A 14,101-nucleotide genomic window follows, 5' to 3' on the forward strand; every position below is an offset into this window, starting at 1 on the left:
CCAACCAAAAAGGAGCGCAGTGCGCAATGTCGCTGGAAGACTGGTTGAACAAACGCTGGTATCCCGCCACTGAAGGCGGGGCCAACTCTGGATCTCACCTGCCGCTGTTGGCGCCGTTGGAAATGGCCTTCCGCCATGGCAGCCGCTGGCGTAAACAGCGCAATCAGCCCGCCCCTCTACCTGTACCTGTCATTGTGGTGGGCAATATCACCGTTGGTGGCGTCGGCAAGACGCCGCTGGTGGCGGAGCTGGGGCGTTGGTTGCAGGAGCGCGGGCGCAAACCCGGTATTATCAGCCGCGGTTACGGCGGTCGCGCCAAGCACTATCCCTACAATGTCACAGCCCAATCCCACCCCCTGGAATCCGGCGACGAGCCGCTGATGCTGCACCTGATGACCGGTTTACCGGTCATGGTATCCCCAAAACGCGTGGAAGCCGCCGAAGCGCTGATCGCGGAGCACGGTTGTGACGTGATCCTCTCCGATGATGGCCTGCAGCATTACGGGCTTTGGCGCAGCTTCGAAATCTGTGTCATCGACGGGCAACGGGGTCTTGGTAACGAACACCTTTTGCCTCGTGGCCCCCTGCGCGAATCCCCGGCCCGGCTGAAAGATGTCGATATGGTGGTGGTAAATGGCGAGGCCTCCGAGCTGGTGTTGTCCCAGTGTGGCGAGCAGATCGATTTCGCCATGGAGCTGGTGCCGTCCCGCTGGCATCAGTTCAATCTCGATCAGACTTCAACCCTGAAGCTGGAGTCCGGCCCGGAGATTGGTCCTTGCCACGGCGTCGCTGCCATCGGCAATCCCAAGCGTTTTTTCGACGCCCTGCGAGAGCTCGGGTATACGGTGATGGAAATGGCCTTTCCCGATCACCACCAGTACAGCCAGCAGGAGCTGCAACTGGACGGCATTACTCCGGTGATCATGACCATGAAAGACGCGGTGAAATGCCGGGATTTCTGGCAGTGCCACTGGTGGGCCATGGAGGCCACGGCGCAGCTACCGGATCTGCTTTACCAGCGTATTCACCAACATCTCGAGAGCTTCAAGTCCGTATGACAGAGCAGAGTCTTTCTTTCTCCTTCGACGTGATCATTCCCGCCCGCTATGGTTCCAGCCGCTTGCCGGGCAAGCCTCTGGCGGAGATTGCCGGTAAAACCATGGTGCAGCGGGTATACGAACGCGCGCGGGAAAGTGCGGCCGAGCGGGTGATTGTCGCCACCGATGATGCCCGGGTGGCCGACGTGGTGCGCGGTTTCGGCGGCGATGTGTGTATGACCCGTGCCGAGCACGCCTCAGGTACGGATCGGCTGCAGGAGGTGGCGACCGCTCTGGGTGCCGCCGCAGATCGGATTCTGGTGAATGTGCAGGGCGACGAGCCGTTGATTCCGCCAGCGGTTATCAATCAGGTGGCGCTAAACCTCGCCAGTAACACGGCCGCCGGTGTGGCTACCCTGGCGGAACCGATTACCTCCTGCGAAGACTTCCTCAATCCCAATATCGTCAAGGTGGTGGCGGAGTGTTCCGGGCTGGCGCGTTATTTCTCTCGGGCGCCTATCCCCTGGCCGCGAGATGCCTTTGCCCGTGAGCGCAATACGCTGCCAGAGGGTTTGAACCCGCGCCGCCATATAGGGATCTATGCTTACCGGGCGGGGCTGCTGAACCAGTTTGTCAGCTGGCCCATGGCACCCATAGAGCAGTTTGAGGCGCTGGAACAGCTCCGCTTCCTGTACAACGGCCACGCCATTCACGTAGCTGATGCCTGCGAAGAAGTTCCTGGCGGGGTGGATACGGAACAGGACCTCGAGCGGATGCGAGCCCTTTTTGCATAATTTTTGTGGCGCCGGCGGGGCAGAATCGACGATTTCCTCCCCCGCGATTGCAGTAGCACCGGAATTCCATGATTCAGACTGACGTCGATTTACAACCTTTCAACACCATGACCATCGCTGCACGCGCCAAATACTTTTGCGCGGCGACCACGCTTGAAGAGCTGCGCGAGGCGCTGGCGTTTGCCCGAGAACAGCAGCTGCCGATCCTGCCCCTCGGGGGCGGCAGCAATATTGTGCTCACCGGCGATTTTCCGGGCCTGGCACTGCATGTCGGGCTCAAGGGGCTCTCTTTTGAGCCCTGGCAGGGCGGAATGCGGATACGCGCGGCCGCCGGAGAGAACTGGCATCAACTGGTCATGCGCAGTGTCGAGTTGGGGCTGGGCGGCCTCGAGAATCTTGCCCTGATCCCGGGCAATATCGGTGCTGCCCCCATCCAGAACATCGGCGCTTACGGCGTAGAGCTCAAGGACAGTTTTGAGCAGTTGACCGCGATGGAGATTGCCAGTGGAGATCTGGTTACTTTCAGCGCGCAACAGTGCGAGTTCGGTTACCGCGACAGCGTGTTCAAAAACGACGGCAAGGACCGATACCTGATTTGCGAGGTCGTGCTGAATTTGCCTGCAACCTGGCAACCGCAGATTGCCTATCCCGCACTGCAGCAGTACTTCGCCGAGCATGCACAGGCAATCGATGCGCTGACCCCGGCGGACGTGGCGGCGGCGGTGATCGACATCCGCAACAGTAAATTGCCGAATCCAGTGGAGATTCCCAATGCCGGCAGTTTCTTCAAGAATCCGGTGGTGGATGAGTCCCTCTACAGCGAATTGAAACAGAAGCACCCGCAATTGGTGGCTTTCGCTGCAGGGGATCACTGGAAGCTGGCCGCAGGCTGGTTAATCGATCAGGCGGGTTGGCGTGGGTTTCAAAATGACGGAGTAGGGGTGCATGATCGCCAGGCGTTGGTCCTGGTCAATCCCGGGCACCGCTGCGGCAGTCAAGTGGTGGCGCTGGCCCGGGATATTGCCCGGGATATAGAGCAGAAATTCGGGGTGACGCTGGAGCCAGAACCGCGCTTTTACCCGTAACGACGAAGTGGCGATTCGGAAGCTGAGATGGTGACTGGGCGGTGTTTTTCGGGCGCACTTAAGAGAACTTTATTCCTCGACCATCAAGGAATACAAATCTCTCTTATTCAGGGGGGCCTAGGGTACCCTCTGCGAGGCCGCGTAATCCACGGGGGTTAACAAGCAACGGCAGAAGCTCCAATGGTGCAAAGAGTATGGTGGTAGCACGAAGTCTTGTCTGGTTAATTCTCACCATTATTTTTGACTGGATATTTTAAATATTTTCTTGGTTTTTGCTGTTGGTTATCCGTGCGGACGCGCTTTGCAGCAAGTGGTTTGTCTGGTATGTTCTCCAAGGGCTCTGTGGATGGATCTTTGCGGGAATAACCCGCGAGCAATAACAAGAAACTCGGTTTTGCGCAAAGAGGTTTTAGTAGGAAATTCTTGCGCGGGATCGTCTGAATATCCGTGGTTGGGGCTAATTTGATCAAAGTCTTAGTGGTAGACGATCACGACCTTGTGCGTATGGGCATTTCGCGCATGCTCGGTGACGTTGAAGATATAGAAGTGGTGGGTGAAGCCAAAAGCGGCGAAGAGGCCATTGCTTTTGTGCGGGAGTCCGAGGTGGATGTCATCCTGATGGATGTGCGTATGCCCGGCATGGGCGGATTGGAAGCTACCCGAAAACTCATCCCCCGCTTTCCTCAGGCCAAAGTAGTGGCAGTAAGTGCACTGGATGACGACCTGTTTCCCAGTCGCTTGATCCAGGCTGGTGCCCGGGGCTACGTTACCAAAGGTGCGGACCTGGACGAAATGGTGCGGGCGATTCGTGCGGTAATGGCCGGAGAGACCTACATCAGTAGCTCCATGGCCACCCGCCTGGCATTGCGCAACGTCTGTGGTGGTTCATCGCCGTTCGAAGACCTCTCTGAGCGCGAGTTACAGACGGCGGTGATGATCGTCAATGGAAACAAGGTTTCCGAAATTGCGGAAACACTCTCCGTCAGCCCGAAAACCGTGAACACGTACCGGTACCGGATTTTTGAGAAGTTGGGGCTGCATTCCGATGTGGAGTTGACCCTGCTTGCGGTGAAGCACAATATTCTTGATCCGGAAGAAGCGATGTAGCATTTGTTGATGGGTATGTGCTTCCCGATTCAAAATCGATAAAACAGGGGCCCACGCGGGCCCCTGTTTTTTTATTCTCGAAGATCACCCAAAGATAGATAGAAACTGCCGATGTTTGACAGCAAACGTTTCCTCTCCACCGTCACCCGCAAACCCGGCGTTTACCAGATGTTTGACGACCAGGGTAAGGTGCTGTATGTCGGTAAGGCGAAAAACCTGCGCAATCGGCTTGGCAGTTACTTCCGCGCAACCGGGCTTACCGCCAAAACCATGGCGCTGGTGGAAAAAATTGCGGAAATCGAGGTAACGGTAACCCGCAGCGAAACCGAGGCGCTGGTGCTGGAGCAGAGCCTGATTAAATCCCAGCGGCCTCCCTACAACGTCATGCTGAAAGATGACAAGGGCTACCCCTATATCTTTCTTTCCAGTAAAGACACCTTTCCGAGAATTGCCTTCCACCGCGGGTCAAAACGAAAGGCGGGGCAGTATTACGGGCCATTTCCCAACGCTTCATCCGTGCGCGACAGTTTGAATTTCCTGCAGAAGACGTTTCGCATCCGCTCCTGCGAAGACAGTGTATTTGCCAATCGCTCCCGCCCATGCCTGCAATATCAGATAGAGCGCTGTACCGCGCCCTGTGTCGACTTTATCTCTCCCGAGGACTACCAGGCGGATGTGCGCCATGCAGAGATGTTTCTCGCCGGCAAAAGTGACAGCATCATCCGCGAACTGGCGGATGAGATGGAGCGGGCGTCAGTAGCACTGGAATTTGAAAAGGCGGCGCGGCTGCGGGATCAGATCGTCGCGCTGCGTCGCCTGCAATCCGATCAGGTGGCGGAGAGCGGCGGTGGGGACGTTGACGTGCTCGGCGTGGCCACCGCCGGCGGGCTCTGCTGTGTACATGTGCTGTTTATTCGCCAAGGGCGGATTCTCGGCAGCCGCAGCTACTTCCCCAGTGAAAAGCTGGGGCTGGATACGTCGGAACTGCTGTCCGCATTCATTCCGCAATTTTATCTGGGCTCAAACCGGGAAATACCACGGCAGGTATTGGTTTCGGAATCTCTGGAGGACCAGGATGTCCTCGCGGAGGCGCTAACGGAACGGGCAGGTAAGGAAGTACAACTGGCCAACAAGCTGCGCGGCAATCGTGCTACCTGGGTGGAAATGGCGCAGCAGGCCGCTCAGCAGAATCTGCAGAGTCGTACCGCGTCCCAGCAAAAACTGCAGGACCGGTTTGAAAACCTCCAGCAGGTGTTGCGCCTTGAAGAACTGCCGGAGCGACTGGAGTGCTTCGATATCAGTCACTCTAGTGGTGAGGCGACGGTAGCATCCTGTGTGGTTTTCGATACAGGTGGCCCGGTAAAATCTGACTATCGACGCTTCAATATCGAGGGGATCGCCGGCGGAGATGATTACGCGGCCATGGGGCAGGCGCTAAAGCGGCGCTATACCCGTCTCTCCAGTGGTGAAGGGCGCTTCCCCAACATTCTGTTGATCGACGGTGGCAAAGGTCAGGTGCGCCAGGCGGTGGATTCCCTGAACGAACTGGGAGTGACCGGGGTACAGATTATCGGGGTAGCGAAGGGCACCACCCGCAAGGCCGGTTTCGAGACCCTGCACGTGGTGGCGGACAACCGGGAGCTGGTACTCGAATCGGACTCGCCCGCACTCCACCTTATCCAGCAGGTGCGCGATGAAGCTCACCGCTTTGCGATTACCGGTCACCGCCAGCGGCGCGACAAGAAACGGCGGGAATCCCCGCTGGAAGGCATTGCCGGGGTTGGCCCGGCGCGCCGCAGGGCACTGCTGCATCACTTTGGCGGGCTGCAGGAGATACTGCGCGCCTCCGTCAATGAGCTCGCGAGTGTAGAAGGAGTAAGCCGCAAACTCGCTCAGGATATATACTCCGCGCTGCATAACGAGTGATTTGTGGCCACTGGATGTACCATTGGCGTTTATTTTTTTTCTTCAGATTGCTAAGTTACGCACTGCCGACGTGGTGTGTTCAGCAAATGTGAAAGGATCAGCATGACTCTCGCCAACCAATTAACCCTGCTGCGCGTGGCGCTGATTCCGGTATTTGTGCTGGTTTTTTACCTTCCCTACAAGTGGAGCTATATCGCCTCCGCGGTGATTTTTTCCCTCGCTGCCGCCACCGACTGGCTCGATGGCTATATCGCCCGCAAGCTGAACCAGAGTACCCCGTTTGGCGCGTTTCTCGATCCGGTGGCCGATAAATTGATGGTCGCTACTGCGTTGGTGCTGCTAGTCGACCTGCACAACTACATCTTTTTCACCATCGCCGCGGCGATTATTGTCGGGCGCGAGATTGCGGTCTCTGCGCTGCGCGAGTGGATGGCCGAGCTGGGCCTCAGAAGTAGTGTTGCCGTCAGCTATATCGGCAAGATCAAGACCACGGCACAGATGGCCGCGATTATCGTGCTGTTGGCATTTGATGTGCGTGAGTTTCCGGTGATGGAAACAATCGGTTATGTCCTGCTGTACGTGGCAGCTGCGCTCACTTTGTGGACCATGTTCATCTACCTGCGCGCGGCGTGGCCGGCGCTCACCGCGGATGATCCCCGGGAACTCTGACCCGGGAACTCTGACGCACTCCTCAATATTTCTTGGCGGTGATTTTCGCGCCGCGACTCTTGCTGTACGATCGTTCCATTCGAGCAATAACGCGACAATGGAGTGATCCGTGCAGAGGCCAGCAGTCTACAGAGCCTTTTCTCCCTTTCTTTTTCTGTTTCTTATTTCTCCGCTGCTGTTGCTCGCCGACAAGGCGAGCGGGCAGCCCTACAAGCGCCACGAGTGGCTACCTGGCTGGTCGGATTTTGACCGGGACTGCCAGGATACCCGCCACGAGCTGTTGATTCGCTACTCTCTGGCACCGGTTGTCTTTACCGGTAAAACCCAATGCAAGGTCGCATCCGGCTTGTGGATGGACCCGTATACCGGCGAATTTTATGAAAAGGCATCGGATCTGGATGTCGAGCACATAGTTCCGCTGAAATGGGCCCATGATCACGGTGCCGCTGGCTGGAGTGTGGCGAAAAAACGACGGTTTGCGGAAGATCCTGACAACTTGTGGCTGGTGGACGACGGGCGCAACCAGAGCAAGGGGGACAAAGGGCCAGACCGGTGGATGCCACCTTACGGTCCGGTGCGCAGTCATTACATTCGGCGCTTTATGGCGGTGGTAAATAAATACGGATTGGAATTCACTCCGGACGAATCAAGGATTTTCCTGGCCATGCTGGAAAATCGTCACGGCTAGCGCGGATAAAATTGTGCGGGCTGGCCTTTAGTGCAATCGCGCCAGTATTTCGCCAAATCGCCGCTCGGCCGGGTAGGGCTTGGAGGACCATCCCAAGCGTACAATCGCGACGCCGTGAGCGGGGGAGAGCATCAGTTTCTGCTCTCGGTTACCCAGCATGAGGTAGCTGTCTGGGGGCAGTTGAGGATAGAGCGGCGGAAGCTTGCCGCCGCAATTCAGCCAGAACTGATAGCCATACCTCGAATCATTGACGCTGCTGTTCGGCTCGGTAGCGCGCCTTATCCAGTCACTGCTGAGAATGCGCTGCCGACCGACGCAACCGTTGCTCAGCATCAGTGCGCCAAGTCTTCCCCAGTCTTCGGCAGAGGCATAGGCGTAGGAGCTGCCCACAAAAATACCCTCCGAGTCTGTTTCAAAATAAGTGCGCTGTAATCCAAGAGGCGCCAGCAATTCCTGCTGCAGAAAATGTGCGGCAGCGCCAGAACCACCGAGCTGCAGATGCATCCAACGCGCCAACAGGTTGGTCGTACCGGAAGAGTAGGAAAAATGCATCCCCGGTTTATGGATCAGCGGGCGCGCCAGTGCATAGCGGGAAGGACGGTTGCTGCTACCAAAAAGCATGCGAGTTGCGTCGGAGCCGGGCCGGTAGGTTTCGTCAAACGCCAGACCGTCGCACATCTGCAGCATGTTTTTAAGTGTGATCGTGCTCCGGTCATCGTCTTCCCATTCGGGAAAGAGTTGACTCTGATGAATGTCTGCAAGGCCAAGTGTCTCCATCCGCCCCCATAGCATGGCAAGCAGACTTTTACTCATCGACCAACCCAGTAGGCGCGTGCTCGGCGCAATGTCGGCACCGTAGGCCGCTGCGATTACTTCGTCTTCTCGCATCACCAGCAGCGCGCGTGTCTCAAGGCCTAGTCGGTTATCTTCTTTGGTGAGTGCCGACAGCAGCGTTTGCAGCGGCCCATCAATGTACCCCTTACCCGTTTTTTCACGGAACCTGCCCTTAGATTCTGGTGTTTTTACCCCACTGTATTTTTCTGCTTTGTTATCGTCGAGTTGAGCGCCCAGTGACGGATTAAAATGCGCGCGTTCCTTGATGCAATTCAGCAGGCTGGCCGACGTGGTATACCCGCTGTGGCGGACCCGGATCAGTGTAAACAGAGGCGAGTAAGTGCGTAGGTCTCGGCGAATACGGGCGTCGTTAAATCCGGAAAGATGTCGTGCCGAACAGGCCAGCCTGGCACTCATGGCAATAAGTAGCTGCAAGGATTCGCGTAGCGCCCAATGTGTTTTTACTTGGGTGCGTCGCCAGATCCACACCGATGCCACAAGCAGGATCACTACGTAAATACTGGCCAGAAGGTAAAAGCTGATGCTCATAGGCGGGGCGCGGAAGCGGCCATAGAGTTTTGTTGGGAAGTTGCTTGTCGCTGAAAAGCCTAGGAGAGAAAGAGTGTGCATGCCAGTGCGACAAAAACGCAAAATCAGGTGGCAACAAGATGGCAAGGCGGAGCCTGAGTGATCGTAGCCGCTATCTCTTCGCTACACTGGGGCAAATGAATTCCGGGATTCTGACCATGGCAAAATCGTTTGTTACAGCGCTATTCACAGCTCTGCCAGCTTTTACGCTCGGCGTTTGGTTTGGGTACGAGAAAGGGGTGGTAAACCAGGTGGCTTACGACGCGCCGGCGCGTATTGCGCTTTACGATGCGGCAATCAGGTCCGATGAGCCTAAGCAAGCGCTGAAATCCATGGCGATATCGCAGGCCAGGTTGATGGAGAGTTTGCTGGGTAGTGAGGCAACGTTCTCGCCGCTTTTAGCTCTTCCTGCCACAAAGGGCCTGTATGACGGCTATGAAAAATATTCGCCTGTGGTGGAAAAGTACCTTGAGTAGGTAGCGCTAGACGGTGTAACGAATGTGTACCGGTAATGCGTAAATGACGGAAACGAGCAGTTACAGCGGATGCCGTAATTCGGTAGTTTCCAGAGAAATTTTAAAGGAGAGTATTGTGGTGCCCAGAGCCGGACTTGAACCGGCACGACCAAAAGGTCGGGAGATTTTAAGTCTCCTGTGTCTACCAATTCCACCATCCGGGCGGATAGGGCTTTCAGCTGGCGGCAGTTTTATCCGCTAGTGAAATACCAGCCTTAGAGTAAGACCGGGAGAAAATGGAGGCTAGGGTCGGAATCGAACCGGCGTACACGGAGTTGCAGTCCGCTGCATGACCACTCTGCCACCTAGCCTTAGGTGTTTTGAAAACGTCGCGGATTCTATCGGGTCAGGGATAAAAAACCTAGTGTTTTCTTATACTTACGTGCGCCTCGGCGTGTAAGAGGGTGCTATTCTATGGTTTGCCGGGGATTAGTCAAGCGTAAGTCTGACGTTAATTGAATTAGGCACAAATTTGCTCGGAAAGTGCGCGTGTTGACGGCGTAATAACCCATTGAAATGGAACCGGGCTTTCTATTCCCCAATTGTTCTAAGTTTTTTTCGCGGCGAACTGGCAATCCTCGGGGTGTGGCTAATACTGAGTGTAGCTGGCTAGCACACATTTCCCCCAAGTCGTGTTTAGTAGTGCCGGCCGGGCGCCTTCCTCCATACGGGTGCCCAGTGTGTTGTAAGGATGAAATCCTCCAAGTTTCACTCCTAATGGTCTTGGCCCTGACGCTCTCCCCCCCCCGTCGTCAGGGCTTTTTTTTGCCTTCAAGAAATGTGCGCTCGAGTTGTGGCAGTGGTGCTCCCGCTTCTTTTTCCGCGAGTGCACGGAATTTTTTCAGAGTCACTTCGCCGCGCTCGGAGGCGAGTGCTTTGGCCACGTCATCCAGGCTGGATTTCCCATTGCTGGATTGCTGGATGGCGGTATCAATTTCGTGGAGTACCACTGTGGCCCTCGCGGTAACCGGACCTGACGAGCGCTTTACCAGCAGGTTGGGGGACTTGCTCCCCCAATTCGCCAAATCTTCCAGGGCCTCTTGGTAACGCCGCTCACTGATCCCGCCGGTGCGGCGGAGCGTCTTCAGGGAGTAGTACTCGGCGAGACCTTCAACGATCCAGTCACTCTCTTTGTCGCCGCGAATACCGGTGGCAACGTGTACCAGTTCATGCAACAGGCTACTGGTGCGATTGCCGGAAATCAGTGGCCTGTCCGCGTGCATAAACAAGGAGCGTGTCCCGGAAAGTCCGCCGCGCCACATAGGGTCGCCAGCCATCACGATCAGTAGCTTTTGCGGGAACTGAGGGAAAACTTTTTTGAGTTCGGGCAGGGTCCAGCTAAGGAAGGCGAGGGTATCCTGCCTGCGGATATTCTCGTCGCGGGGAGCAGAGATAACGACGTCGGTACCGTCGATGATGTCCTGTCTGCTACCAATATGCCCGGCAATCATCCAGCCTTTCGGGCGGATAAAGCGACGGCCCGGATCTTTCAGCTGGAAGATCCCTTTTTCATCTTTTACATACGGGGTGAGCGCATTCCACTTGTCCGGCGCGTCGATTTCCAGGGTGGCTCGCGAGTGAAGATTCTTGGGGGCACGTGCGGAGATCGGCGGGATCATCTTGTCGCTGCGAAGGATTGCCCACTTATCCGTGATGCGGGAGTCGTAGCGTCCTCTGGATTTCTTTTCGTCGATGACAAAGTCGTAACGGATCGACGAAGTCTTGCCTTTGGGGTGCCAGACAACCTTATTCCCCACGAATTCCAAGCTTTTACCGCCCTCGAAATTCAGGTGCCGGTCCTTATCAATGTGGAGGGTGAGTTCGTCCGGTAGCTCGCGCCCCTTAAGCGTGATGGATACCTCAGCGACACCGTCTTCTGGATTCATGCGGGTCTTATAGAGGATGTCATAGTACTCAGGATCGGCGGCCAGTGCTCCGGTGGCGAAAACCAGGGCAGCAAGGAGGGCTACTAGTCGCAAAAAGAAAGGCATTGGTTGAACTCAGCTCTACGTGCGTAACAGGATGTGCGAGGCGAGTGTAATCGGACGCCGCGCGCGACAATTCATGTGACAACAGGAGAAAGTATCAGTGCCCGCAGGGAGATGAAAAGTGTGGAATAAGTGGGATTTTGCGGGAAAGAAAAGAAATGGTCGGTGAGAGAGGATTCGAACCTCCGACCCCTTCGTCCCGAACGAAGTGCGCTACCAGGCTGCGCTACTCACCGACGTTTTGAGCTTTTTGCTCGTGCTTCCTTGCGAAGTGGGCGGCATTATAGCAGCCGCCGAGCTCCTGTAAACCACTGATTTTATTAAATTTAGCAGTTTTTTTAAAAAGGCCGGAGTTGATCAACCCTTGATCAGGCGGATCAGTCCCTCCTGGGTGGTAGAGGCCACCAGACGGCCATCGCGCGAGAAGATCTGACCGCGGCAGTAGCCGCGGGCGCCGCTGGCGGAGGGGCTATCGGTAACATAGAGCAACCACTCGTCGGCGCGGAACTCCCGGTGGAACCACATGGCGTGATCGAGGCTTGCCGGCATCAGGTGTGGATCGAACAGACTGATTTTGTGCGGTAACAGGCTGGTGCCGAGCAGGGCCATGTCCGAGGCGTAACAAATGGCGCTGCGGTGTTCGATGGGGTCGTCGGACAGTTCGCCATCTACCCGGAACCAGAACATACCCCGGGGTTCGCGAATCTCGGAGTCGAAGTAGCTCATGGGATCGATCGGGCGGAAGTCCACCATATACCGTCGTTGGTTGCTGATTTCTCCGTTCATCCCGGCTTCTTCGGCCAACTGTTGCGTGTTCTTCAGCTCTTCCGGAGGAACGATGCCGTCGGTGGGCATTTCGGCCTGGTGGTCAAAGCCGGGCTCGGCGATCTGGAACGAACAGGACATATTGAAGATGGCCTTGCCGTTCTGGCGAGCAACCACCCGGCGGGTGGTAAAGCTTCCGCCGTCGCGGATGGGATCTACATCGTAGATGACCGGCATTTCACTGGAGCCCGGACGCAGGAAGTAGGCGTGCAGTGAGTGGGGTAGGCGGTCCTCTACGGTGCGTGCTGCGGCCATCAGGGCTTGGCCAAGGACCTGCCCGCCGAACAGTACCTTGCGGTAGTTCTCCACATGCGCGCGGCTGCGGTACAGGTTGCTGTCCAGTCGTTCTACGTCCAGTAGGGTGCTCAGGGATTGCTGCATCAGAAGGCCATCTATCCAGTGTTGATCCAGTGGGCGTCGACAATTTCGCCGGACGCCGGGTAACGGGCAATGATAACAACTACAGTTCCGTTGGCTATTGCGGATTCTCTCACCGGCAGTATCAATATTCGGCGCTAGGGCTTCCGCCTGCCGCTATCGCCCACCCGCAGGTGCCACTCCCGTGTGGAGGTTCATCTATTGGCGCCGGGTCTCGCGCTTTCGGCGTCGGATACTTTGATTTTCTTTTCCATCGCGGGGGAATTGCCTATCATTCATGAATGGATAGTCAATTTCAGTCTCCAATTGTACGGACAGCTAAGGTCGGAAGTATGGATAAGGCAAAGGAAAAGGTTCAGCGTTTTCGGGCGCGGGAGCAGCGTATCCTGGATGCGGCGCTGGAGCTGCTCCTGGAACATGGTGAAGAAAAGGTCACCGTGGAGCAGATCGCCGAGCGGGTAGATATCGGCAAGGGTACGATCTACAAGCATTTCATCTCGAAAACCGAGATTTACATGCGTCTATTGATGGACTACGAGAAGTCTCTCACCGAGCGTATCAAGGTCGCCGTGGCAACCGCCGAGCAGGGTGATATCACGGCGCCGGCGCGCGCTTACTTCGAGTCGCGCATGGCAGACCCGGGGCGGGATCGTCTGTTCCAGAGGCTCGAGGAGAAGATAATCGCCCTGAATCTGGCACCGGAGATGATCGCGGAGCTGCATGCGCTGCGCAACTCCAATGCTTCGGCCCTGAATCGGGTCTTCGAGCGCCGGATGGAGCAGGGGGTCCTGAAGAAGGTTCCGGCGTATTACTACTATTCCACCTATTGGGCACTGGTCCAGGGGGCCGTGGAACTCTATCACTCCAAGTCCTTCGCGGATGTGATCGAAGATCGTGCAGGCCTGATGGAGTTCATCATGGATGTGGGCGTGCATATCGGCGACATGTCAGGTCGCCGCGGGCAGCCCCAGGCGAGCCAGGAACCTTCAAATCAGAGCTCCCACAACCCGTCATCCACCCCGGGAAGCAGCTTTGGCTGAGCCACTCTTTCAGCAGCTCGAAAAGCTGCAGCAGGAATTCCGCGGCCACCCTCCGGTGGCCAGCTGGAATCCTGACCTGTGCGGTGACATGGATCTTGTGATTCTGTCAGACGGGCGATGGATACACGAAGGGACCGAAATCCAGCGTCACGCACTGGTGGTTCTGTTTGCCAGTATTCTCAAGCGGGAGGGGCGCCACTACTATCTGGTTACTCCGGTCGAGAAGTGGCGAATCCGGGTTGAAGATGTACCCTTCCTTGTTACTCAGGCTGCCCGTGACGGGGAGCAAATTCTTCTGACCACAAATACCGGTGATGTGGTTCCTCTGGATAATTCTCACCCACTTCTACTCAAGCCGTTTGGCGATCCTCCATTGCCTATTCCTTATGTGGAAGTTCGTGCGGGGCTTCAGGGCCGGATGTCACGGGATGTGTACTACCAGTTGATTGACTGGGCGGAACCGCGTCAGCCCCATGAACCACCCGCGCGACTTTGCCAGCTTTGGCTGAAAAGTAACGGCGAAGAATTTCTTCTCGGCGAGTACTGAGTCCGCTGCCTTTTCCTATCCAATTTTCATTTCGCTGAATCTGTACAAAATTAGATCGCCAGGAATATCTCTGAAATATT

13 protein-coding genes and 3 tRNA genes are annotated in these 14,101 nt (G+C 56.4%); 10 read left to right on the plus strand and 6 right to left on the minus strand.

Annotated features, from left to right (window positions below; all coding sequences use genetic code 11):
• Nucleotides 1-26: 26 nt before the first annotated feature.
• The 7 genes from lpxK to VIL80_RS13855 all read left to right on the plus strand — a co-directional run bounded on the left by lpxK (nucleotide 27) and on the right by VIL80_RS13855 (nucleotide 7,306).
• Nucleotides 27-1,058, plus strand: a complete 1,032-nt coding sequence (gene lpxK / locus VIL80_RS13825; protein WP_332036682.1) for a tetraacyldisaccharide 4'-kinase — start codon at nucleotides 27-29, stop codon at nucleotides 1,056-1,058.
• Nucleotides 1,055-1,831 carry a 3-deoxy-manno-octulosonate cytidylyltransferase gene (kdsB, locus tag VIL80_RS13830; protein WP_332036683.1) on the plus strand — a complete coding sequence of 259 codons (777 nt, stop codon included), beginning with the start codon at nucleotides 1,055-1,057 and terminating at the stop codon, nucleotides 1,829-1,831. Before lpxK ends, kdsB begins: the two co-directional genes overlap by 4 nt.
• A 68-nt stretch (nucleotides 1,832-1,899) precedes the next feature.
• Complete coding sequence (gene murB / locus VIL80_RS13835; protein ID WP_332036684.1) at nucleotides 1,900-2,916, plus strand: UDP-N-acetylmuramate dehydrogenase; 1,017 nt, start codon at nucleotides 1,900-1,902, stop codon at nucleotides 2,914-2,916.
• Nucleotides 2,917-3,378: 462 nt separating this feature from the next.
• A complete protein-coding gene (locus VIL80_RS13840) occupies nucleotides 3,379-4,023 on the plus strand; it encodes a response regulator (protein ID WP_332036685.1) in 645 nt (214 codons plus the stop codon).
• Between the two features lie 111 nt (nucleotides 4,024-4,134).
• On the plus strand, nucleotides 4,135-5,949 hold the full coding sequence (gene uvrC, locus VIL80_RS13845) for an excinuclease ABC subunit UvrC (RefSeq protein WP_332036686.1): 1,815 nt from the start codon (nucleotides 4,135-4,137) through the stop codon (nucleotides 5,947-5,949).
• 102 nt (nucleotides 5,950-6,051) lie between these two features.
• Complete coding sequence (gene pgsA, locus VIL80_RS13850; protein ID WP_318954021.1) at nucleotides 6,052-6,618, plus strand: CDP-diacylglycerol--glycerol-3-phosphate 3-phosphatidyltransferase; 567 nt, start codon at nucleotides 6,052-6,054, stop codon at nucleotides 6,616-6,618.
• Between the two features lie 109 nt (nucleotides 6,619-6,727).
• The gene (locus VIL80_RS13855) at nucleotides 6,728-7,306 is read left to right on the plus strand and encodes an HNH endonuclease family protein (RefSeq protein WP_332036687.1); all 579 of its coding nucleotides are present in this window, start codon (nucleotides 6,728-6,730) and stop codon (nucleotides 7,304-7,306) included.
• A 27-nt stretch (nucleotides 7,307-7,333) separates the two neighbouring features.
• Here VIL80_RS13855 and VIL80_RS13860 read toward each other — a convergent pair whose 3' ends face one another.
• The gene (locus tag VIL80_RS13860) at nucleotides 7,334-8,689 is read right to left on the minus strand and encodes a serine hydrolase domain-containing protein (RefSeq protein ID WP_332036688.1); all 1,356 of its coding nucleotides are present in this window, start codon (nucleotides 8,687-8,689) and stop codon (nucleotides 7,334-7,336) included.
• Nucleotides 8,690-8,733: 44 nt separating this feature from the next.
• Here VIL80_RS13860 and VIL80_RS13865 point away from each other — a divergent pair, with 44 nt between their 5' ends.
• Nucleotides 8,734-9,204, plus strand: a complete 471-nt coding sequence (locus tag VIL80_RS13865) for a hypothetical protein (protein WP_332036689.1) — start codon at nucleotides 8,734-8,736, stop codon at nucleotides 9,202-9,204.
• 116 nt (nucleotides 9,205-9,320) lie between these two features.
• On the opposite strand, the gene VIL80_RS13870 is transcribed toward VIL80_RS13865, so the two are convergent.
• The 5 genes from VIL80_RS13870 to VIL80_RS13890 all read right to left on the minus strand — a co-directional run bounded on the left by VIL80_RS13870 (nucleotide 9,321) and on the right by VIL80_RS13890 (nucleotide 12,437).
• Nucleotides 9,321-9,407: transfer RNA gene (locus VIL80_RS13870), tRNA-Leu, on the minus strand.
• A gap of 73 nt (nucleotides 9,408-9,480) precedes the next feature.
• Nucleotides 9,481-9,554 (minus strand) — tRNA-Cys (locus VIL80_RS13875).
• Between the two features lie 441 nt (nucleotides 9,555-9,995).
• Nucleotides 9,996-11,234: a hypothetical protein gene (locus VIL80_RS13880; protein ID WP_332036690.1), complete on the minus strand. Its 1,239-nt coding sequence runs from the start codon at nucleotides 11,232-11,234 to the stop codon at nucleotides 9,996-9,998.
• A gap of 156 nt (nucleotides 11,235-11,390) precedes the next feature.
• Nucleotides 11,391-11,467: transfer RNA gene (locus tag VIL80_RS13885), tRNA-Pro, on the minus strand.
• A 121-nt stretch (nucleotides 11,468-11,588) separates the two neighbouring features.
• Complete coding sequence (locus VIL80_RS13890) at nucleotides 11,589-12,437, minus strand: acyl-CoA thioesterase (RefSeq protein WP_332036691.1); 849 nt, start codon at nucleotides 12,435-12,437, stop codon at nucleotides 11,589-11,591.
• A gap of 329 nt (nucleotides 12,438-12,766) precedes the next feature.
• Here VIL80_RS13890 and VIL80_RS13895 point away from each other — a divergent pair, with 329 nt between their 5' ends.
• Together VIL80_RS13895 and VIL80_RS13900 are read left to right on the plus strand one after the other, a co-directional pair.
• Nucleotides 12,767-13,474, plus strand: a complete 708-nt coding sequence (locus VIL80_RS13895) for a TetR/AcrR family transcriptional regulator (RefSeq protein WP_332036692.1) — start codon at nucleotides 12,767-12,769, stop codon at nucleotides 13,472-13,474.
• On the plus strand, nucleotides 13,467-14,021 hold the full coding sequence (locus VIL80_RS13900; protein ID WP_332036693.1) for a DUF1285 domain-containing protein: 555 nt from the start codon (nucleotides 13,467-13,469) through the stop codon (nucleotides 14,019-14,021). The genes VIL80_RS13895 and VIL80_RS13900 overlap by 8 nt, the downstream gene beginning before the upstream one ends.
• Nucleotides 14,022-14,101 lie beyond the last annotated feature (80 nt).

The organism is Microbulbifer sp., from assembly GCF_036563125.1.
Taxonomy (GTDB): Bacteria; Pseudomonadota; Gammaproteobacteria; order Pseudomonadales; family Cellvibrionaceae; genus Microbulbifer.